Raw genomic sequence first — 26,894 nt, 5'->3', positions numbered from 1 at the left:
AAATTTCTTAGTTGGAACAGTATATAGGGAAGTATTGAAAAATACGTACAAAACCAGTCAACAGATGTTAATCCCAGCTCAAAAGTGTTTTATTTTTGACAATGTGCACAATAAAAGCTGCTGCGCTGGCCCTGACGAATTTGCCGCACCTCGTTATTGCAAATACGGCAAGCAGCACCGGCACGGTTATAGACGAAATAATTCTGCTGAAAATAACCGCTCTGGCCATTGACGCCGATAAAGTCTTTCAGACTGCTGCCGCCTTGCACGATGGCCGCCGCCAAGGTTTCACGAATTGCCGTGACCAGCAGCGCATAGCGCGCCAGAGCGATGCGGCCGGCGGCAATTTTAGGGTTAATGCCGGCCTTGAACAAACTCTCAGAAGCATAGATATTCCCCACCCCGACCACCACATCACCGGCTAACAAGGCTTGTTTGATCGAGGCGCTGCGGCCGCGCGTGGCGCGATACAAGAGCTCGGCGTCGAAGCCCTCCTCAAGCGGCTCGACCCCCAAGCCGCGCAGCAAAGCATGCTGTGCCAGTGGCCCGGCACTGTCCGGATGCCAGAGCACGGCACCGAAGCGGCGCGGGTCACACATACGCAGTAAGTGATCACCAACGACAATATCAATATGATCATGCTTGGCCGCCTCTGTGCCAGTTGGCAAGATGCGCAAATGTCCGGACATACCAAGATGAATCAGCACCGTACCATGATTAAAATGTAATAATAAATATTTGCCACGTCGACCGACCGAAACGATGCTTCTGTCGTGCAGCAGCGCCGCCAAATCGAGCGGAAACGGCCAGCGCAAACCGGCGCGGCGCATGACCACGGCAGTGACGCGGCGACCACTCAGATGGGGGGCCAAACCGCGACGTGTTACTTCAACTTCAGGTAATTCAGGCATGATTATGAACTTTATAGATAGTTACTGTTTCCAAACCTGCGCAATTTGATACAGAGTAGCGCGGTCGTTGACCACACACCATGATTACTTCAGCGTAAAATCAGCCATCACAGTTTATTCCGGATACGTTTTGAAAACACTTTCAGCTTTTGTCAGCACCTCCATTGTAGCCGCACTCCGTCCGGCAGCTACCCTCAGTTGTGTCGCGCTGTTATCGGCCTGTGCCGGCTTCGGTGGCCATGGCGGAACCCAAACCGAACAGGCACATCATGCCGAAGCGGCGGCCCAGTCTGCGCTGGCGGCCGACAAAGACCTCAACGGCACTGCCACGGCCGCGGCTGAAAATCAGGAAGGCTTGCCGAAAGTCGCACTGAGCGACGAATTACTGTACAAAATCCTGACTGCCGAAATCGCTTATCAGCGCGGCAGTTGGCAAGCTGCCTACGTCACCCTGATGGGGGCGGCACAGCAAACGCGCGATCCGCGGCTGGCGCGCCGCTCAGCCGAGATCGCGCTATCGGTGAAACAAGCCGGCGAAGCGCTGGCGGCGATACGCTTGTGGCGCGAACTGGCACCGGAATCGAATGAAGCAGCACAGTATTATCTCGGCTTCATGGTGATGAACAATAATCTCTCGGAAATCCGCAGCGTATTTTCCGAACGCTTGAAAAATGCCGATGCCGCGCAGTATCCGGTGATCATGCTGCAAGCACAGCGACTGCTGGCACGCGCACGCGATAAAAACGCCGCCTTCGATATGCTCGAAGAAACCCTGGCCCCCTACAAGGCGATTCCGGAAGCGCATTTAGCGCTGGCGCAGGGTGCCTACAACAAGGGCGACAGCCAACGCGCCATCAGTGAAGCCAGCGCCATGCTGGCGGCACGGCCCGATTCGCAACTGGCGATACTGACAATCGCGCAAGCCTCACCGCAGCCACAAGCGGCCACGGCACTGGCGGCATTTTTGAAAAAAAATCCGGGCGCGCGCGATGTTCGCCTGGCCTATGCCAGCATCTTGATCGATTTGAAGCAGCTCGATCTGGCCGCAGCCGAATTCGAATGGCTGCTGCATGAAAAAGCGGACGACCTCAATGCCATCTACACCTTGGGCATGCTGGCCTTGGAAAAAAATCAGTTCAGCAATGCGGAAACCTATTTCCTGCGTTTTTTAAAAACAGTCGAACGTACCAGTGAAGATCGCGACGTCAGCAACGCCCTGATCAATCTGGCGCGCATCGCCATCGAACGCAAAGATTACGCCGCCGCCCAAGATTGGCTGTCGAAAGTCGATGCCTTCGAAGGGAGAAACCCAGTCTGGTTCAATGTGCAGTTGCGGCGCGCGAATTTGCTGGCTAAAGATGGCAAACTCGATAGCGCCCTCGCCTTGCTCAAAGACTTGAAAACCACCACCCCGGAAGAGCAAATACAGGCGCGCCAAACCGAGGCGCAACTGCTGCGCGATGGTGGTCGCACGGTGACGGCAGCGACAGTACTGCAAGCAGCCATCAAGGCGCATCCCGAAAATCCCGATCTGATGTACGATTTTGCGATGCTGCTCGAGTCGCAGCAAGAGTATGCGCAGATGGAGCAATTACTGCGCCGCGTGATCGCCGTCGCGCCCACCAGTCAGCATGCCTACAATGCACTCGGTTACTCGTATGCCGATCGCAATATCCAACTGACCGAAGCACTGAATTTAATCCAGAAAGCCAATCAGTTGGCGGCCGATGATCCGTTCATACTCGACAGTCTGGGTTGGGCGTATTTCCGCCTCAATTTGCTCGACGATGCCGCTAAAACCCTGCAACGCGCCTATACCTTGCGGCCCGACGCCGATATCGCCGCGCATCTCGGCGAGGTCTTGCTCAGCCTGGGCAAAAAAGATGAAGCACTCACAATTTGGCGCGCCGCCCGTGCCAAAGCGCCCGACAACGCGGCGCTCAACAGTACGCTCAAACGTCTCAACATCCACGATTGACCACGCCGACGCGCCGCTCGTAAAACGGCGGCGCGTGGCTTTTTTTGATACTGCGTTCCATGCCTCTCACTATCGACCGTGTTTCACTGCCGCTGACCCTCGCCGGCGCGCTGCTGACGTTGTTGTTAAGCGCCTGCAGCAGCCTGACACCGCTCGCCACACGCGACGCCAGCGCTAGCCTCGGCACCAGCCCGGCACGTAGCTACCAAGAGCACATCCATTTGAGCGGAAAAATGTCGCTGCACTATGAGCAAGACAATAAGCCACAATTTTTGCCCGGTAATTTCGACTGGGAGCAAGAAGGTTCGCAGTTACAACTGACACTGAGCTCGCCGCTGGGATCGACCGTCGCCAAGATCAGCGCCGACGCCGACGGTGCCATGTTGGAACGCGCCGACCAAGCGCCACGCCGTGCCGCCAATCTCGACCTGCTGGTGGCCGAGGCCCTGCAGTGGCCGCTGCCGGTAACCGGGCTACGCGACTGGTTGCAAGGCTTTGTGCGTGAGTCTGGCGGTGGTGCGCGCGTCGCTGTCAGCACCAACGCCAACGGGCAGCGCTATCAAGTCGATGGCTGGACCCTGCGCTACCTGAGCTGGCAAGACGATGGCCAGTTACCGAAACGCCTGGAACTGCAACGTGATACCGCCACCGCCGGGGCCGTTCACCTCAGCATCTACCTTGCGCCCCCGACTGCCTCGGCCCCTTGAATGACGTTTGACTAATTTGGCTTACTATCATGCACCTGCGTTTAGAGCACTGCCCGGCCCCGGCCAAACTCAATTTATTTCTGCATGTTACCGGCCGGCGCGCCGATGGCTATCATCTGCTGCAAACTGCGTTTCAATTGCTTGACCATGGCGATACGCTGGACTTTGCCGTACGCGACGATGGCGCGATTATTCGCAGCAATGACATCGCCGGCGTACCGGCCGACAGCGACCTCATCGTGCGCGCCGCGCGCTTGCTACAGCAAGCCAGCGGCTGCCGCTTAGGGGCCGATCTGACGCTGCACAAGGTGCTGCCCATGGGTGGCGGCTTGGGCGGCGGCTCGTCCGATGCTGCCACTACCCTGATCGCTCTCAACCACCTGTGGGCTACCGGATTGTCACGCACGCAACTGATGGACTTGGGTTTGCAGCTCGGTGCCGACGTGCCGTTTTTTCTGTTCGGTGAAAATGCCTTTGCCGAAGGCGTGGGTGAACAATTACAGGCGATCACGACGCCAGAGTGCTGGTTCGTGGTGATAGAACCTGGGGTACAAATACCTACTCCTGCAATATTTTCATCCAAGGAGTTGACAAGAGACACGAAGCCCGTCAGAATAACGGACTTTTCCAGCACTGCTGAAATGCATTGGAAAAATGATCTGCAAACAATTGCCTGCGCAATGTTTCCGGTAGTTGACGAAGCCATACAATGGCTGTCACAATTCGGCAACGCAAAGATGACGGGTTCAGGAGCTTGTGTTTTTTGCGCTTTTTTCGAGCAATCGAAAGCCGATGAGGTGATAGCGAAAATGCCGCAGCGCTGGACAGCTTGGAAAGCAAAATCATTGAGTCGCCACCCGATGGCAGACTTAGTGAAGTAAAAAAGAATTTGGTCTGATGCCGATTTGCCGTTAAAATAGCGACAAATTCCGGACGACAGACAAACGGTTGTGTAGGGGAGTCGCCAAGTTGGTTAAGGCACCGGATTTTGATTCCGGCATGCGAAGGTTCGAATCCTTCCTCCCCTGCCATTAAATTAAAGCCGCCGCATAAATTGTGCGGCGGCTTTTTCACTTTCAGATTTGATTGTTTGCAAAAAGTCTATGCAAAATGATCAGAGCCCCTCACCTTCAGCCGATAGGTCTCGCCATGGCAAACGCGCGCGCAAATGACAACATGATGGTTTTCACTGGCAATGCCAATCCTGCATTGGCTGCCGGTGTAGCCAAGCAACTGGGCATTCCTCTCGGTAAAGCCGATGTTTCCAAGTTCTCCGACGGTGAAGTCATGGTCGAGATCAATGAAAATGTCCGCGGCAAAGATGTATTTGTGTTGCAATCGACTTGCGCGCCAACCAACGACAACCTGATGGAAATCATGTTGATGGTCGATGCACTCAAACGCGCTTCGGCTGGTCGCATCACGGCAGCGATTCCATATTTCGGTTATGCCCGCCAAGATCGCCGTCCGCGCTCCGCACGTGTGGCCATCTCGGCCAAGGTGGTGGCGAACATGCTCGAAGAAGCCGGTGTCGATCGCGTCTTGATCATGGACTTGCATGCCGATCAAATTCAAGGTTTCTTCGATATCCCGGTTGATAATATTTACGCTTCACCGATCTTGCTCGGCGATTTGGTCGCCAAAAACTACGATGATTTATTGGTGGTGTCGCCTGACGTCGGTGGCGTGGTACGTGCCCGTGCACTGGCCAAACGCCTCGGCTGTGACTTGGCGATCATCGACAAGCGTCGTCCGAAAGCCAATGTGTCGGAGGTGATGAATATCATCGGTGAAGTCGAAGGTCGCAATTGCGTGATCATGGATGACATGGTCGATACCGCCGGCACGCTGACCAAAGCCGCCGAAGTATTGAAAGCACGTGGCGCGAAAAAAGTATTGGCGTATTGCACGCATCCGGTCTTGTCCGGCCCGGCGATACAGCGTATCTCGCAGTCGCCACTCGATGAACTGGTCGTCACCGATACGATTCCTTTGTCGGAAGCAGCGCGCGCTTGCCCGAAAATCCGCCAACTGTCATGTGACAGTCTGTTAGCAGAAACCTTCCGCCGCATCACCAAGGGTGAATCGGTGATCTCTTTGTTTACCGACTAAGATTTTTTTCGGCGCGGTCATGCAGTGTTGCTGACCGCGCTTTTTTCTGTGTGCCTGGTCGCGGGCATGCAAAACCGCAAGTTGACTCTTGCATATTTTGGAGTAACACCATGAAAGTTATCGCATTTGCACGCAAAGAACAGGGGACCGGAGCGAGCCGCCGCCTGCGTATTGCTGGCCAAACACCAGGTATCATCTACGGCGGCCCACAAGCCCCAGTATCGATCACACTCGATCACAATGCTTTGTACCATGCATTGAAAAAAGAAGCGTTCCACTCGTCCATCCTTGACCTCGAAGTCGATGGTAAAGTTGAAAAAGTTCTGTTGCGTGACTTCCAAGTCCATGCGTACAAACAATTAGTTCTGCACGCTGATTTCCAACGCGTCGATCCTAACCAAAAAATCCACGTCAAAGTGCCACTGCACTTCATCAACGCCGATGTCTCGCCAGCCGTGAAATTGTCGGCAGCGATCATCAGCCACGTCTTGGTTGATTTGGAAGTCACTTGTTTGCCTGCAGAATTGCCGGAATTCGTAACGGTCGATCTGGCTACGCTGGAAGCCGGTCAATCGATCCACGTATCGAGCCTGGTTCTGCCAGCCGGTGTCACAGCCGTTGTTCACGGTGATGACGCAACTGTCGCCATCGCTACCGTACCCGCCGGTGCCGTCGCTGCTGAAGCGCCTGCCAAGTAATACCGTTTGCGGCGACCTTGGTCGCAGCAAATACAAAAGCCGCACAGTGTAAGCTGTGCGGCTTTTTTTATGATAGCAGGGCGATCGCCCTGCTATCCCGGATCAAAAGCCACGCCGCCACGCGGTCGGGAAGACGCGCCAGAAGACCTGCTGTTCCAATTCGCCAAGCTTTTCATTGACATGCTCGCGCATCGAATAGCTGATCGAAGCGCTGCAACTCTGCGCTACTTCCAAAGTGTGATCATCCACCTTACCGCGTCGCACACCGCGCAATTGATCTTCCCAAGTAAAACTGGCGAAGCCGCTGACCCTGCGCGGCACCACGGCCGGATTGTACTCGGCCGCCGTCGTCAGAAAAGCAATCGCCAACTCCCGAAACGGCGTCGGTGAAAAGAGCTCCTCACCGAAAATATGACTAGACGAGACATGCGCGAGCAAGGCTGAAATGCCAAACATCAAAGCACCCTTTTCACGCGCCGAGGCCCCTTCCATGCCATAGGTGCGCAAGACCCGCGCAGCAAAGTCCGGCAGCAAGGTTTTGCGGTCGCCCGAACGATCCGCAAAATCCACCGTGTGAATGTAAGAAGTATGGAACAATTCTTGTACGGTCGCCATGCCCTCACTCCCATCAAGATGCTTGTTCCTAAACTCGCCGACCTCAGTCGCCGCCCGGAAGTCTTGCTCCAGCGCCGGCGGTAAAGCTAAGGCTTTGATGAAGGAGACGGTATCGACGCGGCCTTTGATACTGCGGTAGATAGCACCAAGTAAAGGTAAGCGACTAAATACTTGCTCGGTCGTTCCCAGTGCTGTCAGTTGATGTTCGCGTAGAAATGCAAACGGCTGGGGTGACGCATCAGGCCGTACCGGATCGACCGGACGGGCAAAAAATTTGAACTGATCCCACAACTCCACCGCTGCCCGGTCCGCTTGTTCCAAGATGCTCGCCAATTTTGCATCGTGAATGGCCGCATACAGTGTCCCATCGGCCGTAGCCAGCACACGCACGCGCTGCGCTAAAGAACGATGCGCATTGGCGGCGTTGGCATCGTCCATGACTTCATCGATGAACTCACGTATTTCCAGCGGCAAGCCATCCCACCATGTATCTGCCAGGCTGCGCGCCAGGCTTTGCATCTCCACCGATTCAGCCGCTTGCGCGTGCATGATCAACTGATTGAACAATCCACTGTGCCGCGTTAATGGTGCGGCATCAGGCTCAAGCAGCATCTCGCTCAACAAACGAAACTTCACCGCTGAAGGGCTGGCGATCGCCATTTTTTCGGCGTCAACCAGCACTCTGGGAAGTAAGCGCTGGCGCACAAAACGAAGTATCTCAGGATGCCGTAAATAAGCCCCGTCTGAGCGGTTTAATAAGATATCTTCGAATGAGTTATACGCCACCGAAAAATCAAAATTTGGGTACTGGTTGATTTTTTCCAATAGACTGCGCATGGCTTCGACACGGATCGGCAGATCAGGGATGCGTTCTATCGCCAGCAGCAGGGAGCCACGTTGGTGGTTACCAAGGTGATTGAAATACCGATCGACAAGACCGGCCCACTCAGTTGGCGCGCTCTGGAGGAGGTTCGCGTAGACCGAATCCCAGTTGAAGCTCATACGCGTTTGATCAAACAGCGCACCGCTGAAATCAGTCGCCGCATTGATGGTAACGGATTGCCAATTAGCACCGCGTAAATCAGCGCCTCGCATATTATTTACATCACGCAGACTAACGTTAGTCAATTCACTGCCACGTAAATACGTCGCGCCACTGAGGCTGGTGGTCAGACCACTTCTCGGTCCAAACATCAACGTTAGCGCTTGAAGGTTCAACTTACTCGCGAGTACCGCTTCGAAGCTAGCGCGATCAGCAAAACCGCCATCGTATTCGCGCGCGCCTATCGGTTCGCGCCACGCCGGCCACTCAGGGTGCCAACGCCCAGCAGCGTCAACGGTAATCGGCACGAGTTGCCCCGCTCCCTTGTCTATCATGTCCGTTCGGAACACGACACTAAGCGGTGCCGTGTCGTCGGCTGGCAGGATCACGTAAGAATGCCCCATCTTGCTACGTTTAAACGCCTCCATGGCCAGTACACGCACCGAAGCCGGATGGAAATCGAGGCGTAAAAACGGCTGCAGTGCATGCAAAGCGACAGATGGCGTGCCGGACCCGTAAATCGAATGGCTACCTATGCTCAGCACCGGCCGGTCGCGAAACACACTACGCGGCGCAATGGTGACGCCCACCGCACCGGTGAGCTCGGCCAAACCCTGCACATCCGCGAGGCGGACTCGATATCGGCCGCCCGACGGCTGGTGTTCCGGTCGTGACGTATGCACATTAACCGCATTGACAATGGCAACAAATTTTTCGCCAGAGCGAATTTTTTCGGCATGCACTTTGTGAAACAAATAATTGCTTACTTCAGTCTTACCCGCCATTTCCTGCATCGCGTCAGTCATGGAGAGATCTCGATCGTTGACCGTGCGCGCCTGTCCACGGCCGCTGACCAGTAATCCAGGATTATCTTTATTTGGCACACTGGAGAGCAGCGTATCAACGCAGTGCACCTCCATGCCGAGTTCGACTGCCAACTTGAGCGTTTCGTAGTACATCGGCGTGCTGGGCGACAGGTAGGGATCATGCGCCAGCAGCGCCTGATCCTTTTGCTGCAATAGCTGTTTCAAGGCTTTAGGCATCACGGCGCGATTTTGCATGTAGGCGGCCAAGCCATCTCCAAACAATTCATCCTGCAATCCCTGTATCAACAAATGACTTTGCCCTTGCTTGCGCCACTGGGGTAACTGCGCATGAGCGAATCTGAGCGCCGCCGCCGTATCATCAGGCTCACTGCCAATGATCAAACTCTGACTGCCGCCCGCCCCCGAAAGCAAATCATCAATCGCCAAGGACTCGCTGACGAGCCGCACGTCGGCCGGTGGCGGCAATAAAAAATGTGCAAAATGCTGATGCGCCTCGGCTTCGAGTTGAGCGCGAGCTTGCACCCAATATTTGGTGACCTCATTGCTAACTTGCGACTTGAGCGGCAGTTCTTCGAACGCAGTCTGCAAATTCGCCAGATTGCTGCGCAGAGTAGCGCGACTGCACCATTGCGCGGGCATGCGGTAATTAATCAAAGGGCGTGCTGCCACGTCGACCGCGGAAGCCCGGCCGGCCGCTTGGGCGCGACTGGTGCTGGGGCCGGGAGCGCAAGCTTTCGAATTGCCTGCCCCGCGCCGCACCCGGTCGAGAGCAAGGCTGGTCCCTACTGTGGCAGGGCGATCAAGCACGGTAACGCGGACAAAGACTTGACCGCTCTCGTCTGCCAGCGGCCGCTGTGCCAACAATAGCTGTTTACCGGGTGGAATAACAAAAACCAGACGCGTTCGCTCATTTTTTTCATATAAGTAATATTCGCCGCGCTCCACATTGATATACTCGGCGTCACTACCGACAGCGAACAGATGAGCGTTCACTTTCAGCGACATCGACTGTCCATTCTGCAAGCGTATCAAGTCAAATAAAAACTCCGGCATAGCGCCCTCTTCAGCCACAAGGCGCTCCACCAGTTGCGCACCGATGCGTTGCATGCCGCCCGCTTCAGCCACGGTTTCATAGACGCGTGCGCCTTGGACGTACGGTGTGTCGAAACCGGAACGTTTCGTATTCATCGCAAAACTGACACGCTGTTGCGTACGGTCGCAACTGAACCATGCCATCCGCCCCAAGCATTTCTTGACCCCGCCGTCGACTCGGGGAGCACGCCATAGGGCACCCGTCATGCCATCAAATAACAGCGGCACGCCTTGTTCATCAATACCGGCTACCGGGTCCGCCCATACGGCCAAATCCACGGAGCTTGATCGCAGCTTCGATGCGTAGCTTTGCAGACGCTGCAGGAGTTGCGCCACATTCGCATACACATCGCCATTGATTTCAAGTCCGGCGCGTGGAAACGGCGTCAATGTCAGCGTCGCCGTTTTCGCTTTGGCAAACACGATGTCACTTTGCTCGCCAGCAGACGTCGCAGACCAGTTAGGCAGGTCGGCGACAGTCAATTGCAGCGGCAAGTCATTGTTGCAATGCAAAACGAAATGACCACGCAACTCTGCCGTTACCAAAAAGCGTTCGCCACGATTGTACAGTTCCGTGTGACTGTCCGCGGCGCGGCTCCACAGGCGCAGTACGGCAGTTGGGGTCGCAGCGGCAGGACACACATAAGCCTCCCAGCCAGTTTGATTTCCAGGCACGATGTCATATTGGCCGGGCATCAGTAGACTGCTGTCCCTGGTCGTCAATTCGAGCAAATCACCCGTGCTTGGCTGACGCAGACGATGACATGGTGCCCCGTTGGGAAGTGGCAGACTTCCTTCGTAATGCAGCAATTCCCGGTCATACGGCGGTACGGTGGTCAATATTTGTTCATTTTCCCCCAGATACACCCATACCGGCAGCTGCACGGCACCAAGCTGTTGGAAATAGCAAAAGGCCAGCAAAGGACTGCTGCTGCCATCGACTGCCGGCACCCGCTCGAAACGTTCGCCAACCGCGTTGACCAAGGCGTCACCGGTTCCACTGAAATTGAGTTGCTCGCCACGCAGACCCAGGCGTGTCAATAGCGCCGGTGCCGGCAAGCTCAGCCAAAGCGGCTGCTGCTGAGCCAAATCACGATACTGCTCGGCCTCAAGCCGCTGCAAAGTTTGTGTGATTTCTGCTTCCGATTGCAGCACCGCGCGCGACAAAGCTTGTCCTTGCGGATGAACAAACCAGGCGCTGCCATTGTTGCGTCCGCTATAACGTAAATCAGGCGTCGTCACGACAAATTCGGGGGCCGTCTGTTGCGGCGACAAATTGCCGTTAGGAAACACCCATAAACTCAAGCTCGACGAGGTGAAGCGCACCGCTTCGGCCAGCATCACTTCGCCATACCGCAAGTATTCGCGCGCCTTGTCGAGCTGACTGCCGTTCGCGCAATCGAGCGCCACCAACTGCGCATTGTGGCCGCGCATTTCGTAGTGTTCACCGTAGCGATCTCGGGTCGGCGTATAGCCCATAGTGATGCCCTCGAGAACTGTTTCACGAACGTCCAGCAATTGAACCAAGGCGGCATACTCCTGTTTTCCCGCAGGCAAATATAAGCCATAGGTGGTGATCATTTCTTGTAGGGAAAGCGTGCTTTGCGCACGTTCCCAGCCCAGTAGCGCCAGCGCCGGCGAGCGATAACCCAAACGAATAGGTAAATCAGCAGCGATCTTCCCCGCCAGAGGTAATTGCGCGCGTAGGCTACGTATATCTTGCAAAGCCGCTTCAGCCATCAAACGCTCGGCCAGCGCTGTCGGCAACTCGGCAGCGCTGGAAAATTCTGCAAACCGCAGGCCAGTCTGATCGTGCACACGCAGAAAGCGGCCCTGTAAGGTATCGATCGGAGTCACACTGCGGCGGTCGCCATTGAGCCAAAAAAATTCACCGTCGCCATGCTGCTGCCAACTGCCGTTGGCAATACTACCGGCGCCCAGCAACGTGACCAACTTCGCGTGGCTGAGCTGGTGTTCGACTTGGTACTCGTCGAACCGTTCATGCAAGGCAGGGTTGAAACGTAGCAATTCGTGTGAGAAGCCGAAACGAGTGAAATAATAATGCGGGTCACGCGCAACCCGCCCAAGATACACCAAGGGTGCGCCATGATCGGGCGGCGGCACAATATAGTCACTGTTAGCCGCATCGTAAAACGCGCGCAAATGCGCTTCGCCCAGAGAATTCCATTGTATCGTCACTCTGTCGATTTCAGCATGACACTGTTTCAGTGCGTCCTCGACCACATCCCTCAGCGGCGCGCTCGGGCAGTCAAATTGCAAGCCTGTCAAGCGTTTGCTTTCATCATTGCCGTATTCGTAGCGCGCGACCACGGCCACTGTGTCACCGCCGGCACGCGCCAGCATATTTTCTTCGGCATAGGCACGCACCATGAATTGATCAACCAGGGCTTGTTCACCCTTGACGCGAGTCAGGCAACGATCCAGCATGGCAAGACTGAGTGGCTCGCTCCAGCCATGTTCGCGCCCTAGCAAAGCCAGCGCGACATCCTGCGTCAATAATGTTCCCTGCGCCGCCTTCCAAGCCAATTGCTGTTGTGCGCGTTCCTCACCGTCGTGATAGCGCGTACGTGATGCGACCCAACCCTTAGCCGGCAAGCTCACCCATTCCAGCTGGTTCGCCGTGGCATCGGCGGCCAATGCCGCACGTGCCGCCTCGAGCTGAGCGCGAAAGCATTCCAGATCTTCGCTGCGCGCGTGAACCGTATGGTAGGCCGCGGGCGGTGGCGTGTAGGGACGTCGCACTGTGTTGCCATCGATTTGCACCAGTAATTCACGCCGACCATGTTGATCGACCGCCACTTGGCCACGCTCATGCGCCTCCAGCGGTGCGCCCAGTGTTGCAAGCAAGGTGGGCGCAGCAGCGCCGGAGAAGGACGATGATTGCTCAATAACAAGCCTCTCCGGGCGCAAACGTTGCCAACCGTCTCGACGAAGATAGCGATACGTGTAGGCGACACCCTGCTCCACCACCCGCATCAGCAACGGCGCAGCAACAGTATTGGTGAGGCTGAAACTGGCGCGGTTTTCCACCGTGACATCGAGCTTGTCAAACAAACTCGTCAACCACTGTTGCAGCAGCGCGGGCATAGGATCATACCGCTGCCCACTCGAATAGGCCCGATATTCAACGAGGTCATGCACCCGCATCAAATGCAGCAATTGGGCATCATATACCGGGCGATAGCTGCCTTGGCGGTATTGCACTGCCTCTTCCGGGGTAAACAGCGTACTGCTCAACACCGGTGCCGGATTCCATAGGTTCAATGCTTGTCCGCGCATGGCAAAAGCACGCTGCAGAAAAGATGGATTCAGCGCCATCTGACGCAAAGGCTGACCGTCTACCAGCATATGCGAAAACATTTCGGCATCGGTGTTGGCTTTGACCTGGGCAAAAAATTGCTGGTAATACTCGGCCGATAAGCCGGTCTCGTCATCTTTTCGCACCAGGCCGTCGCCGATCACTCGGGCAATATACCCGGCCAAACTGCCGGTTTTCGATGCCAACCCAGCCTGAAATTCATCCAAATACTTGGGAATCGCATTTTGTGCCGCCAACATATCAGGCAAACCACGCCGTATCAGATGAAATTGCTCACCATCAATTTGGCTATAGAGTTCGGTTTGCTTGGCGCGCGCGGACGAAAACGGGACACTCACAAATTCCATCACTGGCGTGCCGCCCTTGCCGCTTAATCGATACGCGACTTCGCCGGAAATTTGCAAAGGAAATAGAGCATTCCCATCGCCGACCAATTCGAGCTCAAGCGTCACCAGATTTTCTTGCCCGGCTAAGGGAGGCAAGACGCGCAGCGTCACTTCCGGCGCCATGCGCACCGGCAGCGTATGTTTATCGTAAACCGTTTCGACTTGATCGATTACTTTGCTACCACTGCTGATCGTAAAATTGCTATCATCGCGCATCTCTGCTTTGGTGAGCTCCCGCTTATTCTTTACATCGCTATCCGTGGCCGCCAGCATCACTCTGTCCGTGCCCCAGATATCCTGCGATTTTGCCAGCGGCACCATTTCGACTATGGGCTTACCATCCCCGAAAAACGATTGCCGTTCCGAGCGTCTGTTCCGCTTCGATAACGAGTAATAGGGGTGAAACGGATTGCCGTGCTGATACAGCGTACCGTTCATCGCCCGACCGGCTGAGCGAATCACGTTCATCCGGGTGGCCTCATCAGGATAAGGGATGTGCGGCATTTCGGCACCATCAAAAATGCCGAAGTCCAATGACATTTCCAGTTCGACCGCATCCTTCGTCATATTGAGCCAAGCGAGCGGCACCTGTGGGCTGACACGCACGAGTTGCGCTGACGCCGCTGCGTCGGCGGTGCTGTGCCATGTTCCTACATTGACAGGTTGCAGCAATAAACCATTACATGCTCGCAATTTTTTCAAGATCGAATTGGCTTCCAACAAATGCTGATCCATGATCGCCAAATCCGCCGTCAAACGATAGCCACCGAGGGCAATCCCGACCGCTACCGGCATAAATACCAACGCGGCCCCGCCGGCGAAGGAGGCCGCACCCGCCATACCGGCACTGGCGGCCCAACTGGCCGACACCAGCGTCGCACTCATACCAAAGCTGGTGGCAGCCGCACTGATCTGAAAGATCGCCATGGTCTTTTGGCCTGAGCTGGCATGTTCATCGCCGAGTACGCGCACGGCTTCCCGTATTCCGGCCACACCCATAATCACATCGCCCGTCGAAAAACCGGCCGACAGCCCCCCGCCGATGCCACTGGAAATCGCCTTCCATAAACCGGACCCGCTGCCGAGCAAGCGCGCGGCGAGGGCGGGCGATGCATGCTTGAGTACAAATTTGACCGTCCCATCAATCAGCGGTGTGAGGTTTTCAATGATTTGCCACGAATCGGAGGTTTGACCATACAGTTCGACACCGCTGTAATATTTCGGACTCCCCTGGGTCAGTAAGCTGATGGCGGCTGTCAACACAGCGCCGATCTGCACCAGACGTGGATTGCCAACCGTATAGGCGGTGCCGCTGAAGGACTCGGCGGCCGGCAAATCGCTTTCCTGCATACTCAGATGCAAGCGCTCCAACTCCCTGATCTGTTCCGCTGGCGTGAGGCGACGCTCGAACGGCTGACCGCTGCGCACATTCATCCCATCCAACACCAAGGTGTCGTCAGCCAGTCGGCGTATGCCGCTCACACTGTCGCCCTCGTGCAAATGCAAACGGAAGGCTTCTTGGAGCACCTCTTGAAATTGCCTATATTCAAATTCATCAGAATTTGCCGTCCTCACCGTGGTCTCATCACCAGCCATGTCGATCAAGGCCCCGCGACGCTTGATTTCCCTCGACTCCGGCTCCGCGCGGTCGCCTCCCAGGCTCAGGCAAGCCTGCGGCATACCGCTACGCGCCTCCGTACGTCGCGACAAAGCAGCAAATAACACGACGCTACCAAGCAGCGGTTGTCCCAGCAAGGACAAGCCGGCACCGAGGCCGAGTTCCAAGCTCGAGCGCAAGATATTGTCAGGCGGCGATAGCCAATGCGGCAGCGCATCCACGCTCGGCTCTGCCACGCCCAAGTCGTGCGCGATGGACGGCGACGCCTGCAGCGGCGGCGCCGTCGGTGCCAACGAAGTCGGCTGTCCCAGCACGGACAGCACAGGTTCAAACTGTGCCGACGCCGCCTCACCTTGCTCCAGCAGCGTGCGCGCCAACCATTCGAATACGGCGCCAGGTGCGCCGTCTTGGCCGAACACATCCGCGACCGGCCCCGGCGCGCGCAAGTCTGCCGGCGCATCCCAACGCCACTGCGGTGTCTGCCATGGTCGCTGCTGCATTTGTTCGGCCGTGAATTGCGCCAAGCTTTGTGCTGGCACTGGCACCTGATGCCGCTGCCATTGTTCGAGCAACTGCGCGAGCAGTTCCGGTTGCTCTGCCAGACGCTGTTCCATATCGCGCTGATAGCACTGGATTTTTTCTGGGTACGGCAAATCCGGCAAGCCGCTTTCCCAATCGCACACCGACACCGTCGTATCGAGCAAATAACGCAGTATCGTGGCAGATTCCGGTGTTTGCAACACGGAGGAATCCACAGTAGTCGATTGCGCCGACCAGTCCCGTCGCCATTGTTCCTTATCAGCATGATGCCGTGCCTGTGCTGCTTTCAGCGCCGCCCCACCCTGCATGCCGCCGACCACCGTGGCAGCAGCGCCAAGCGCCAGCGTCAAGGCCAACACGGCCGCCATGCTGGTCTGCGCGATACCCCATTCGATCTGCACCTGCTCGGTATCGACCAAGAAACGTTCACGCACCCGTGCCAGCGTTTCCTTGAGCAAAACATCGTGCTGCTCCAAAGTGCGCCAGACATCCTCATGCAGCACCGCGAGTGCGCCGCCGCAGCAGGCGTCCAGTTGCTCCATCTCGATCAGCGCCGGGCCGAATACCTCGAGGTACTGGATCGGGCCCAAAGGTGGCAAAACGGCCACTTGCTTAGCGATATCATGCGCCAAACGACGGTAAATCGGCCCCAGGCTGCTAATCAACCACGTCAATTGTTTGAATTCAAGCGCTGCCGGCCTCGCGAGCTCAGCCACACAGGCGGCGCGCTGCGCGACATGGGCGGCCGCCTTGCCACGCATGCCGATGAACAACTCGGTGGTCTCGGCTAAGCACAGACGCGCCGCCGGCAGCGCCACAGCGCGTTGTTTCAAGCGTTCTATCAGGGCATCGGCCCGTTGTAACAAAGCTTGTTGGCGGCGCACGCTGCGCGTATCGATTTCTTCAAAAAAAGGCGAGGTGATTTCGCACGATAGCAAGCAGCTTTTGAGTTCAGCGGCACCGATGCGACAACTTAAAGCCGCCACCGGCCCGAGCACGTCGACCAATTCTTTCTGATGAAGATCGAGACTGTTTTCCAGCGTTTGCATGGCTGTATAGGCATCGCTAAGCTGAAAACTCTGGTTAAATTTTTCCAATATCGTATCCTGCATGGCCATCGCCTTCTGACGCGTCGCCTCGATGGCTGGGCTCTCACGCAGTGCGCGCAAACATCGAATGTCTTCAATTTTCTGTGCCAGCTTTTCCTCAACAGTAAAACAACGCTGCTGCAAAGCGGCATCGTCCCGCCATCTGGTTTCACGTTGCTTCTTTAAGCTCAGCAGCATGTCGGCATCGGCGCGCGGCGGTTCCGCCAGCCCCTGTGCAGGCACCGGCCCGAGCAGATATGTTTGCCATTGCGACCAATTGTGTTTTACCGTTTTCGCCACTTGCGCCGCCATGTCCAGCGGACTGGATGGCTGTGGCCCCATGCCTTGACTACCCTGCAAAGCCGCATAAAAATCGGCCGCCGGATGCCATTCTCCCTCCCGTAAACTGAACCAAGTTTGCTCCACTTGACGCAACACCGGGCCGCACAGATCGGCCAGCGTTAAGGCATTGGCCGCCATACTCTTTGGCGACGCATCATCGCTATACACCTGTGCCACACTCAAATCATCACTCAACACCACGAGACGCGGCACCAAACCAGCCGCCACCGCCAATTCCGGCCAATGCTCAGCGACGCCAAAGCTGCCGCGCGCGCGCAGATGATTGAGCACTGCAGTTTGATGGTCGTATATAACCAAGCTGTCGGCATAAGCAATGGCGCGACGAAATTCCTGGCGAAAAAACAGGCTTGCCGCCGACCGCGCCAACTCGGAATTGAGAATATCACTCTCAAATAAAGGCTTGAGCACATGCCAGTGTTGAGAAAAAAAATCAGCTAGCTCACAGCGCCATTGTGCCAACGCCGACGCACTGGTGTCGCGACCGAGTACCTCACCCAAGGCGCGTAAAAAACTGTCGCCGCCGGCACCGGGATCGCGGATCCCCGCGTCTTGCACAGCGACATAATGGTCTACTCCGCGGCGCAACAAACACACATCATTCTCCGCATCCGTATCGCTAGCCAGCGGAGCCGGGTAATCATGCCAATGTTGTACCGGCCCCGAGCCATCTTGCTGCAAGATCGCCAATCCACGCTGCGGCGGCCACTGTGGCGACTGCAACAATAACTCCGGCAACAGTATCGCCCATTGCGCACTCCAGCCCCCCGGCGCACGCAATTGAGCCAAGGCATCCGCGATCCGCGGCGGCAAACAAGCTGATGGCATCTGCGTGCAATTAGTGGCCCCACACAAACGGCGCAGCGAAGACCAAAAAGAAGAACATTGAGCCATCAAGGCAGCGCTGGTATTGCACGAGCTAGGTATCGAAGTAAGCGACACAAAGTATCCTTTATATAGAGAGAAACGAACGAAAAAATGCGCGACCTATCCTCACACGCGAGCACCACACTAACTTGTAAAAAACAACCACAAAAACCGGCATCGGTAATACGGGGTAGAATAAAAACTGAAAATACAGATTCAAGCACTGTGCTTGCCTAGAGAACACAGCACATAGACACGGAGTCCCAACATGTCACGATACAAAAAAAACGCCCTGCTTCTGCTGTTGACAATCGGCGTCGCAGCGCCGTTTGCTGCCGCTCAAGTGGCCGCAAATATTCATTACGACAGCAACTTCCCTATCATCAGTCCGCTCAGTCAGCCGCATGGCATGGTGGTATCGGAACAAGCGCTGGCGACCCGGGTTGGCGCTGAGATTTTGCAAAGTGGCGGCAATGCGGTCGATGCCGCCGTCGCGGTCGGTTTTGCCTTGGCCGTCGTCTTACCGAACGCCGGCAATATCGGCGGTGGCGGTTTCATGCTCATTCATGATGCCCGCTCGGGTCGCGATAACGCCATCGATTTCCGCGAAATGGCCCCGGCTGCGGCGCGGCGCGATATGTATCTCGATGCGGCCGGCAAGGTCATCGCCGGCCGCTCAACCCACAGCCACTTGGCCAGCGGCGTACCGGGTAGCGTGGCTGGCTTTGAACTGGCCTTGCGCAAATACGGCAGCATGTCCATGTCGCAAGTGTTGGCACCGGCCATCAAACTCGCGGCCAATGGCTTTCGCATCAGCCCCTATCTCGCTTCCGTGCTCGATGCCGAGCGTGAACACTTAGGTCGCTGGCCAGCTAGCCGAGCGATTTTTTTCAAACAAAATCGCCCTTTGCAAAGCGGTGAATTGCTAGTGCAAAGTGATTTGGCAAAGTCGTTCAAACTCATCGCCGAACAAGGTGGCAAAGCGTTTTATGAAGGTGATATTGCGCGCAAGCTAGTCGCTGAAATGGAACGGCATCAAGGCCTCATCAGCGCTGCCGATTTAAAAAATTACCGCGCCATCGAACGCGAACCAGTGCGCGGCAAGTACCGCGGTTATGAGGTGGTATCGATGCCGCCACCGAGTTCCGGTGGCGTGCACCTGATTGAAATGCTCAACATGCTCGAGCATTATCCGCTCAAAGAACAAGGTGCCAACAGCGCCACCACCTTGCACCAAATGAGCGAAGTCATGAAACTGGCTTATGCCGACCGCTCAGAATACCTCGGTGACCCCGACTTTCTTCACGTGCCGGTGGCCGGGCTGACTTCTCCCAGCTATGCGGCGAAACTGGTCGCTAAAATTGACCCGGAACACGCCACCCCATCGAGCCAGATCAAACCAGGCCAGCCACCTGGTTATGAAAGCGACCAAACCACCCATTTCAGCGTGGCTGATCGCTTCGGCAATGCCGTCGCTACCACGTACACCCTTAATCTGAATTTCGGCAGCGGCATCGTGGCGGCCGGTACCGGCATCGTGCTCAACGATGAAATGGATGATTTTTCCGTCAAAGCCGGGACCCCGAATGCCTTCGGTTTGGTCGGCGGTACCGCCAATGCGGTGCAGGCCCTCAAGCGGCCATTGAGTTCAATGACACCAAGCATCGTGCTCAAGGATGGCAAACCCTTCCTCGTCACCGGCAGCCCCGGCGGCAGTCGCATCATTAACATTACCTTGCAAATGCTGCTCAATGTCATCGACCACGGCATGAACATCGCCGAAGCCACCATTGCCCCGCGCATTCACCAGCAATGGATGCCGGACCGCCTATACTATGAAAAAGGCATCAGCGCCGACACCCTGGAATTACTGCGCAAAAAGGGCCAGAATTTAACGCCGGCGAACGTGCTTGGAAAAACCGAAACGATACAGATCAGTGACGGCCAATTTTACGGCTTCGCCGACCCGCGCAGTCCCGATGGTTTGGCGCTCGGCTTTTAAACTGCCCACGACCGGCCAGTGTCAAACAGCACTGACACTGCCGGCCGTCAACATTTGATCCATCGCGATATCGTATTCGCCTGCGGCAAATTCCTCTTGCAGGCATAGGTAAGCGAGCCCCAGTGATGTTGCCTGCGGCCATTGCGCCAGCGTACGATCATAAAAACCACCGCCGTAGCCGAGCCGAAAGCCACGTGCATTGAAGCCGACACAGGGAATCAGCAGCGCCTCTGGCACCAGCATGGTGGCCCCTACTGGGGGGATGGCGATGCCATAGCGATCAACTTGCAATTCGGCATTTTCTTCCCACAGCGCGAAATCCAGTGCTGCGCCCGCCGCCCTGACCACCGGCAAAGACAGCACCATGCCGAGCGCGCGCAACTGCCGGTACACCGGACGCAAATCGGGTTCACCCTGTATCGGCCAATACACGGCCAGACTGCGCATAGTTGTGCGGCTACACCAATCGAGCAATTGCTGCCCCAGTTGCGCATCCCACGCGCTTCTATCCGCTGGCGCGATTGCATGCCGACGAGCAACAAGAAGCGCACGCAAAGTTTTTCGGTCCGTGCAGACTTCTGCAGTCTGTGGATGCGCGCTGGCAGGTGGCTGTGTCATACTGTCAAAAATAGTGATGAAAACGATGTAAAAACATGTCTCTGAAAAAACTTTTATACCCTTTAAGTGCGCTGATCTTAGCAGGTTTCAGCAGCATCGCCAGCGCTGCACCAAAAACCTTCGTCACCGACGACGACCGTTTCATGGCTCTGCGCGATGCGGCGTTTCATGATGATGCGGCCAATGCCGAACTGTATGCGCAAGCACTGCCGCAATACGCGATTCCCTCGTATGTCGATTATTACCGTATCCGCGCCCATCTGGCCAGCGCCTCCAACACCGAAATGCGCGCCTTCATCACGCAATATCAAGGTAGCGCCATCGCTGATCGTCTGCGCAACGACTGGCTGAGCCAACTTGGCAAACGCGGCGAATGGGAGATATTCGACCAACAATACCCGCTCTTCGTGGTCGCGGATGACAACCAACTGCGTTGCTACGCCGTATTATCGAAAGCCTACAAACAGCAAAAAGTTACCGCCCAAGCACAAGCACTGCTCACGACCCCACGCGATTATGGCGAGGGCTGTTACAGCTTAGTCAATTACTTGGTCGACAACGGCCAATTCGGCCCAACTGAATTATGGGGACAGATGCGCATGGCGGCCGAAGCCGGTGCCCAAGCATTGGCGCAAAAACTAGGAAAATTACTCGGCGTGGCCGATAAAAAAATCAGTGCGGTGTTCGACAAACCCACTGCCATCATTAAAAACGGTCCCGATAACAATCGCGCCGGACGTGAGCTGTATTTACTCGCACTCGGCCGCGCCGCCCGCAAAGACAGCGGCGAAGCCGCCGATAATCTGTCGCGCTACGATGCCCACCTCAGTAGCACTGAACGCGCCAATGCTTGGGCCCAGATCGCCTTGCAATCGGCCCTGAAACTGGAAGCGGAAGCACCAAGCTACTGGCTGCGCGCCGATGGCGCAAATTTCTCGAACGAAGCCTACCAATGGCGCGTCCGCAGCGCCTTGCGCGAACTCGACTGGAAACGCGTGAAAAGCGCGATTCTCGACATGCCGGCCAATTTGAAAAATGACCCGACCTGGATCTATTGGCTAGCCCGCGCGCTCAAAGAAGAAGGCAAAACTGATGAAGCGCGCCAGTTGTTTGCCAGCATCGCCGAACAACTGCATTTCTACGGTCAACTGGCGAGCGAAGAAAGCGGCCAAAAAATCGGCGTACCTGCCAATGCCAAACCGATCAGTGCCGAAGAACTGGAACCTATTGCGCGCAATCAAAATTTACAAAGAGCCTTGAAATTTTATTCCATGAACCTGCGCCTTGAGGGCACGCGTGAATGGAACTGGGAATTGCGCAAGCTAACAGAACGACAACATCTGCTGGCTGCCGAATTGGCACGCCAAAACAATCTCCTCGACCGCATGGTCAACACCTCCGACCGGACCAAGGGTGAACTCGATTTCAGTCAGCGCTATCCGACGCCATTTAACGACAGCATGTACAAAACTACTCAGGCACTCGGACTCGACATGGCCTGGGTGTATGGCCTGATACGACAAGAATCACGCTTCATCATGACGGCTAAATCACAGGTCGGGGCTTCCGGCCTGATGCAAATCATGCCGTCGACGGCGCGTTATGTCGCCAAAAAAATCGGCTTGGGTAATTTTGTACCTGAGCAAGTCAATGATATCGATACCAATATCACGCTCGGTACCAACTACCTCAACATGGTATTGAGCGACCTCGGCGGCTCACAGGCACTGGCTTCGGCCGCCTACAATGCCGGCCCGGGCCGACCACGCGCCTGGCGCGCCAAATTGAGCCGTCCGGTCGAGGGAGCGATTTTTGCCGAAACGATACCGTTTTCCGAAACCCGCGGCTACGTCAAAAATGTCTTGTCGAATGCCACGTTCTACGCCGCCATGCTGGAAAAAAAACCGCAATCGCTCAAAGCCCGTCTCGGCATGGTCATACCGAAAGGGATGAACAGTGCCGATCCTGCCCTCACCGAAGAATTGAAAGCTGATGCAAGAGACTGAAACCCATCCTGCCATCGCGGCCCTGCTGGAACAGCACCGCCAGCGCATGGTCTTGGTAATAGGCAATAAGAATTATTCCTCTTGGTCGATGCGTGCTTGGTTGGTGATGAGCGCGTTCGGCATACCCTTCGAGGAAGTCCGCATTGCACTCGGTCAAGCCGATACCGCCGCACGCATCGCCAGCTACTCGGCGGCCGGCAAAGTGCCTGTACTGATCGCCAACAACATGGCGATCTGGGATTCCTTGGCGATTTGCGAATTTCTGGCCGAACAATTCAGCTCGCGCAATTTATGGCCGGCCGATGTAGGCGCGCGCGCGCATGCGCGCAGCATCTGCGCCGAAATGCATGCCAGCTTTGCCTCGATTCGCCACGACATGCCGATGAACATCCGCGCCGACTTGCGCGAGCAAGCACGCAGCTCGGGCGCGCAAGCCGATATCGGCCGCATCTGCGAAATCTGGGAAGATTGTCTGACCCGTTATGGCGCGCATGCCTACCTGTTCGGAGAATTCTGCATCGCCGATGCCTATTTTGCTCCGATCGTCATGCGCCTGCGCAGTTATGGCGTCACCTTGGCACCGGCCTTGCAAGCCTATGCAGAACGCCTGATCGCCCATCCGGCTGTGGCCGCTTGGATCGCCACCGCCCTGACAGAAACCGATACCGTCGCGTGGCACGAGGCACGCTCGGGAAGCTGAATGCGATGAAACAAACCTATGTCGTCGGCGGTGCGGTGCGCGATGCCTTGCTCGGCTTGCCGGTGCACGACCGCGACTATGTCGTCGTCGGCAGCAGCCCGGCGCAAATGCTGGCCGAAGGTTATCAAGCCGTCGGTAAAGACTTTCCGGTATTCCTGCATCCGCACAGTCATGCCGAATACGCATTGGCGCGCACTGAGCGCAAAACTGCCGCAGGCTACCAAGGCTTCGTGTTCCATACCGACCCCAGCGTAACGCTGGAACAAGACTTGATACGTCGCGATCTGAGCATTAACGCCATGGCGCAAGATGAGGATGGGCAACTGTACGACCCCTACGGCGGTCAGCGCGACCTGCAACTACGCATGTTTCGCCATGTCTCACCGGCGTTTGCCGAAGATCCGGTGCGCATACTGCGTGTGGCCCGCTTTGCCGCTCGCTTCTCGCTGCCACCGCACGACTTCACGGTTGCACCCGAAACCACCGCGCTCATGCGCAGCATGGTCGAGGCCGGCGAAGTCGACGCCTTGATGCCGGAACGGGTATGGCAAGAACTGGCACGCGGCTTGATGGAAGCCAAACCCTCGCGCATGTTTGAAGTCTTGCGCAGCGCCGGCGCGCTGGCACGCATCCTGCCAGAACTCGACGCCCTCTGGGGCGTGCCGCAAGCACCACAGCACCATCCTGAAAGCGATACCGGCATCCATGTCATGCTGTGCATCGATTATGCCGCCGCACGCAACTTTCCCTTGCCAGTACGTTTCGCCGCCTTATTGCATGATTTAGGCAAAGCTAGCTTGGTGGAACAAGTTTGCCGCCGCCTGAAAGTACCGGGCGAGTGCCGCGATCTGGCCTTCATGACCGCGCGCGAGCTTGGCCATCTCGGACGCGTATTCTCCATGTGCAGCAGTGACATCGTCGACCTGCTGGTGCGCAATGACGGCTTACGTAAGCCGCAACGCTTCCTCGAACTGCTGCGCGCCGCCGAATGTGCTCAATGCGGCCGCGCTGGTATCGCACAGCAAGACTTCCCGGCCGCCGTGGTTTGGCAACAGGCGCTACATGCAGTGCAACAAGTCGATGGCGCTGCCATCGCCAGGCTTTGCGTAGAACAGCAAAAAAGCATTCCCGAAGCCCTGCGCAAGGCCAGAATTGCCGCAGTGCAGCATCTTGAAAATCAAGTACTTAAGCAAGAAAACTAAGCTTTTCTGGAATAATTCGCCAGAATCGCCTACAATGCGTTGTGCGCTGCACAAATTCAATTGCAGTAAGGACACATCATGAATTCTGCCGACCTCTACGCCTCCCCAGCCCCTTCCTCGACGAGCAGTAAAGCCAAGGTTTACGTCAAAGAACTGGCCGAAAAAGACCGTCACCGCATTCTCCAGCATTTTCTCGCCCTGGAAGAAAGTGACCGCTTACTGCGCTTCGGCACTTATTTGCCCGACGTCATGGTCGAAAAGTATGTGGAAGGCCTCGATTTTTCACGCGATAAGGTATTCGGCGTGATGAGCCACCGTTTCCGCCTGGTCGGGGTCGGCCACCTCGCCTTCGCCGCGCGCACCGATAATGATGACATCAGTGAGAAGGACAGCATCGCCGAATTCGGCGTATCGGTCTCGAAATCCGCACGTGGCAAAGGAGTAGGCGCGAAACTGTTCGAACGCGGCGCAATTCACTGCCGCAATGCCGATGTTGACACCCTCTACATGCATTGCCTGGCATCGAATCAAACCATGATCCATATTGCCAGAAAAGCCGGTATGGAAATTCATCGCGAATACGGCGAAGCCGATGCCTATCTCAAATTGAGCCCGGCCGACGCCGCCAGCGTCTTGCTCGAAGCCGTGCAAGAACAAGTGGCCGCCATCGACTACACCATCAAAGCCAATGCCCGCGCCGCTGCCAAATGGCTCAAGCATTTGCCGGGTTGGAAAGACCGCTAGGCCAGTGTAGTTTTCCCAATGCTAGACTCGGCCAAGATATTTTTCACATCTCAAGCAACATCAAGCAACCGACTGCCGAACAACACCAATACGCTGTTTGCCTTTTTTATATGCGTGTTCTTGCAAAAATATGAGCTCAAAAAAATCTGCCATACAACAGCACCGAAAAGCAAGCCTGTGAAAATTTTTTGACGCTAAGAAATACCAGATCAGTGCAGTCCTTTTTTCCCTCGCTCATTGGCGAAGCTAACAATTTCGCACAGGCCAAGCCAGTCAAGCAAACAAATAAATTACTCGATGGCGATCCCTAAATCCTGTGGCGTCACGCCAACCACAGGCTGACAAGACTGCTGCGTAATGAGTTCGTCGCCAGCGCAAAACCAAACGTGGTGCAGACCACCATTTTCCTTTGACGCGACAGCCTGACGTAAGATATAGAGGCCGCCCTCAGGCGTTTTGACCTCGTAAGTCATTTCCAACAAAGAGAGCGGAAATCGATTACCGCTGCGTGCGACGATTTTTTTAAAATCACGGTCGGCATGACCATAATTCATTTCTTTAGTCAGACTGTTTCTGGGCACATGGATAAACAAGTGGGTCGGAACCTGATCCAAAGAAGCCAGCAATACGCGTTCATGCCCAAGCAAAAAAGCAACGGCACAGGCGGAACCACATTGGCCTCTCGCAAAAGTCGACAGTCGTCGCATATCGATCAATGCTTCGATTTCTGCCCCTATCCGTTTAGCATCGGCAGACGCACCAGGCGAGGCGCGATATTCAATCGCACGTAAAGTCGGATCATCGAAAAAGGCTTGTTTGCAATGTTTCAAATGCTCAGCAGAGATCATGCCTACCCACACATATCGATGGGAAAGTTTGTCCACGCCTATATTTTCCGGAAAAAAAAGGACTACGAAAAACACAGCACTCAGGAATAATTTTCCAAACATAGCTCATTCAAATAGACCGAATCAAGGAGAGGTTCTAGTCGCAACGCACGTGTCGACAATTCCAATGTCGCAGCATGTCGCATCAATTGCGCCATGCTCGCGCCTTTCAGACTGATACTGAAACGCCGGCGTAAATCAGCCAATTCGATATACCGACCGAAGTGTGCAGCGATCATCGCCAGACAAGCGAGCCCGCATTCCGTCGTTTCAGTTTGCAATATTGCTCTCATCACACGCGCCACGGCCCGCATTCATCAGCTTGCAACTGTTGCGATGCTCCATTGCCGATGCATAGTAAGAGAATGCGCGGCACAGCGACGGCATCGGGGAAGCGCCTAACTAGTGTGGTGCGTGCTATCGTCATCAGCGCGCAGCACCAATCGCCGCGCCCGAACAGCGGGTCATTCAGCTGCAAACAAGTTAATGGATCGTCGCAAGCGACGATGGAAAAGACTCTGGAAGGGGTTTGCATCCCCTCCCATCGCGTCGCT

16 protein-coding genes and 1 tRNA gene are annotated in these 26,894 nt (G+C 55.9%); 11 read left to right on the top strand and 6 right to left on the bottom strand.

The window, feature by feature from the left end:
* Positions 1-89 precede the first annotated feature (89 nt).
* Positions 90-911 carry a bifunctional DNA-formamidopyrimidine glycosylase/DNA-(apurinic or apyrimidinic site) lyase gene (gene mutM, locus QN359_RS09710; protein WP_322249791.1) on the bottom strand — a complete coding sequence of 274 codons (822 nt, stop codon included), beginning with the start codon at positions 909-911 and terminating at the stop codon, positions 90-92.
* 130 nt (positions 912-1,041) lie between these two features.
* On the opposite strand from mutM, the gene QN359_RS09705 reads away from it, so the two are divergent.
* From QN359_RS09705 to QN359_RS09680, 6 genes are all read left to right on the top strand, one after another.
* Complete coding sequence (locus QN359_RS09705) at positions 1,042-2,889, top strand: tetratricopeptide repeat protein (RefSeq protein WP_322249792.1); 1,848 nt, start codon at positions 1,042-1,044, stop codon at positions 2,887-2,889.
* A 59-nt stretch (positions 2,890-2,948) separates the two neighbouring features.
* Complete coding sequence (gene lolB / locus QN359_RS09700) at positions 2,949-3,596, top strand: lipoprotein insertase outer membrane protein LolB (RefSeq protein ID WP_322249793.1); 648 nt, start codon at positions 2,949-2,951, stop codon at positions 3,594-3,596.
* A 29-nt stretch (positions 3,597-3,625) separates the two neighbouring features.
* Positions 3,626-4,477, top strand: a complete 852-nt coding sequence (gene ispE / locus QN359_RS09695) for a 4-(cytidine 5'-diphospho)-2-C-methyl-D-erythritol kinase (RefSeq protein ID WP_322249794.1) — start codon at positions 3,626-3,628, stop codon at positions 4,475-4,477.
* A 73-nt stretch (positions 4,478-4,550) separates the two neighbouring features.
* A tRNA-Gln gene (locus tag QN359_RS09690) sits at positions 4,551-4,627 on the top strand.
* 118 nt (positions 4,628-4,745) lie between these two features.
* Entirely contained in the window at positions 4,746-5,708 is a 963-nt protein-coding gene (locus QN359_RS09685; protein WP_322249795.1) for a ribose-phosphate pyrophosphokinase, read from the top strand.
* Positions 5,709-5,818: 110 nt separating this feature from the next.
* Positions 5,819-6,406, top strand: a complete 588-nt coding sequence (locus tag QN359_RS09680) for a 50S ribosomal protein L25/general stress protein Ctc (protein ID WP_322249796.1) — start codon at positions 5,819-5,821, stop codon at positions 6,404-6,406.
* A gap of 102 nt (positions 6,407-6,508) precedes the next feature.
* Here QN359_RS09680 and QN359_RS09675 read toward each other — a convergent pair whose 3' ends face one another.
* Positions 6,509-18,142, bottom strand: a complete 11,634-nt coding sequence (locus QN359_RS09675; RefSeq protein ID WP_322249797.1) for a hypothetical protein — start codon at positions 18,140-18,142, stop codon at positions 6,509-6,511.
* Positions 18,143-18,449: 307 nt separating this feature from the next.
* Here QN359_RS09675 and ggt point away from each other — a divergent pair, with 307 nt between their 5' ends.
* Positions 18,450-20,183 (top strand): gamma-glutamyltransferase, encoded by a 1,734-nt coding sequence (gene ggt, locus QN359_RS09670; protein WP_322249798.1) that lies wholly within the window; start codon positions 18,450-18,452, stop codon positions 20,181-20,183.
* A 21-nt stretch (positions 20,184-20,204) separates the two neighbouring features.
* On the opposite strand, the gene QN359_RS09665 is transcribed toward ggt, so the two are convergent.
* Positions 20,205-20,801: a 5-formyltetrahydrofolate cyclo-ligase gene (locus QN359_RS09665; RefSeq protein WP_322249800.1), complete on the bottom strand. Its 597-nt coding sequence runs from the start codon at positions 20,799-20,801 to the stop codon at positions 20,205-20,207.
* Positions 20,802-20,836: 35 nt separating this feature from the next.
* Here QN359_RS09665 and QN359_RS09660 point away from each other — a divergent pair, with 35 nt between their 5' ends.
* The 4 genes from QN359_RS09660 to QN359_RS09645 all read left to right on the top strand — a co-directional run bounded on the left by QN359_RS09660 (position 20,837) and on the right by QN359_RS09645 (position 25,453).
* On the top strand, positions 20,837-22,807 hold the full coding sequence (locus tag QN359_RS09660) for a lytic transglycosylase domain-containing protein (protein ID WP_322249801.1): 1,971 nt from the start codon (positions 20,837-20,839) through the stop codon (positions 22,805-22,807).
* Entirely contained in the window at positions 22,794-23,507 is a 714-nt protein-coding gene (locus QN359_RS09655; RefSeq protein ID WP_322249803.1) for a glutathione S-transferase family protein, read from the top strand. Before QN359_RS09660 ends, QN359_RS09655 begins: the two co-directional genes overlap by 14 nt.
* 5 nt (positions 23,508-23,512) lie before the next feature.
* Complete coding sequence (locus tag QN359_RS09650; protein ID WP_322249805.1) at positions 23,513-24,709, top strand: multifunctional CCA addition/repair protein; 1,197 nt, start codon at positions 23,513-23,515, stop codon at positions 24,707-24,709.
* A 78-nt stretch (positions 24,710-24,787) separates the two neighbouring features.
* Positions 24,788-25,453 (top strand): GNAT family N-acetyltransferase, encoded by a 666-nt coding sequence (locus QN359_RS09645; protein WP_322249806.1) that lies wholly within the window; start codon positions 24,788-24,790, stop codon positions 25,451-25,453.
* Between the two features lie 290 nt (positions 25,454-25,743).
* Here the strand turns inward: QN359_RS09645 and QN359_RS09640 are convergent, their stop codons facing one another.
* The 3 genes from QN359_RS09640 to QN359_RS09630 form a co-directional block, all read right to left on the bottom strand.
* Positions 25,744-26,403, bottom strand: a complete 660-nt coding sequence (locus QN359_RS09640) for a hypothetical protein (protein ID WP_323493571.1) — start codon at positions 26,401-26,403, stop codon at positions 25,744-25,746.
* Positions 26,382-26,633, bottom strand: a complete 252-nt coding sequence (locus QN359_RS09635; protein ID WP_322249808.1) for a cysteine peptidase family C39 domain-containing protein — start codon at positions 26,631-26,633, stop codon at positions 26,382-26,384. The genes QN359_RS09640 and QN359_RS09635 overlap by 22 nt, the downstream gene beginning before the upstream one ends.
* On the bottom strand, positions 26,633-26,894 hold a 262-nt coding region (locus tag QN359_RS09630; protein WP_323493416.1), incomplete at its 5' end, for a hypothetical protein. The genes QN359_RS09630 and QN359_RS09635, both read right to left, overlap by 1 nt.

Origin of the sequence: Undibacterium sp. 5I2 (assembly GCF_035019605.1) — a bacterium.
GTDB lineage: Bacteria > Pseudomonadota > Gammaproteobacteria > Burkholderiales > Burkholderiaceae_D > Undibacterium.
This window is presented reverse-complemented; position numbering and strand designations above follow the sequence as displayed.

What these genes read in the sequence shown, in the direction of transcription:
- QN359_RS09675 (WP_322249797.1), bottom strand. Translation starts at nt 18,142, where the DNA reads ATGCCATCAGCTTGTTTGCCGCCGCGGATCGCGGATGCCTTGGCTCAA.
- QN359_RS09650 (WP_322249805.1), top strand. Translation starts at nt 23,513, where the DNA reads ATGAAACAAACCTATGTCGTCGGCGGTGCGGTGCGCGATGCCTTGCTC.
- QN359_RS09655 (WP_322249803.1), top strand. Translation starts at nt 22,794, where the DNA reads ATGCAAGAGACTGAAACCCATCCTGCCATCGCGGCCCTGCTGGAACAG.
- QN359_RS09635 (WP_322249808.1), bottom strand. Translation starts at nt 26,633, where the DNA reads ATGAGAGCAATATTGCAAACTGAAACGACGGAATGCGGGCTCGCTTGT.
- QN359_RS09680 (WP_322249796.1), top strand. Translation starts at nt 5,819, where the DNA reads ATGAAAGTTATCGCATTTGCACGCAAAGAACAGGGGACCGGAGCGAGC.
- QN359_RS09665 (WP_322249800.1), bottom strand. Translation starts at nt 20,801, where the DNA reads ATGACACAGCCACCTGCCAGCGCGCATCCACAGACTGCAGAAGTCTGC.
- ispE (WP_322249794.1), top strand. Translation starts at nt 3,626, where the DNA reads ATGCACCTGCGTTTAGAGCACTGCCCGGCCCCGGCCAAACTCAATTTA.
- mutM (WP_322249791.1), bottom strand. Translation starts at nt 911, where the DNA reads ATGCCTGAATTACCTGAAGTTGAAGTAACACGTCGCGGTTTGGCCCCC.
- QN359_RS09640 (WP_323493571.1), bottom strand. Translation starts at nt 26,403, where the DNA reads ATGTTTGGAAAATTATTCCTGAGTGCTGTGTTTTTCGTAGTCCTTTTT.
- lolB (WP_322249793.1), top strand. Translation starts at nt 2,949, where the DNA reads ATGCCTCTCACTATCGACCGTGTTTCACTGCCGCTGACCCTCGCCGGC.
- ggt (WP_322249798.1), top strand. Translation starts at nt 18,450, where the DNA reads ATGTCACGATACAAAAAAAACGCCCTGCTTCTGCTGTTGACAATCGGC.
- QN359_RS09645 (WP_322249806.1), top strand. Translation starts at nt 24,788, where the DNA reads ATGAATTCTGCCGACCTCTACGCCTCCCCAGCCCCTTCCTCGACGAGC.
- QN359_RS09660 (WP_322249801.1), top strand. Translation starts at nt 20,837, where the DNA reads ATGTCTCTGAAAAAACTTTTATACCCTTTAAGTGCGCTGATCTTAGCA.
- QN359_RS09685 (WP_322249795.1), top strand. Translation starts at nt 4,746, where the DNA reads ATGGCAAACGCGCGCGCAAATGACAACATGATGGTTTTCACTGGCAAT.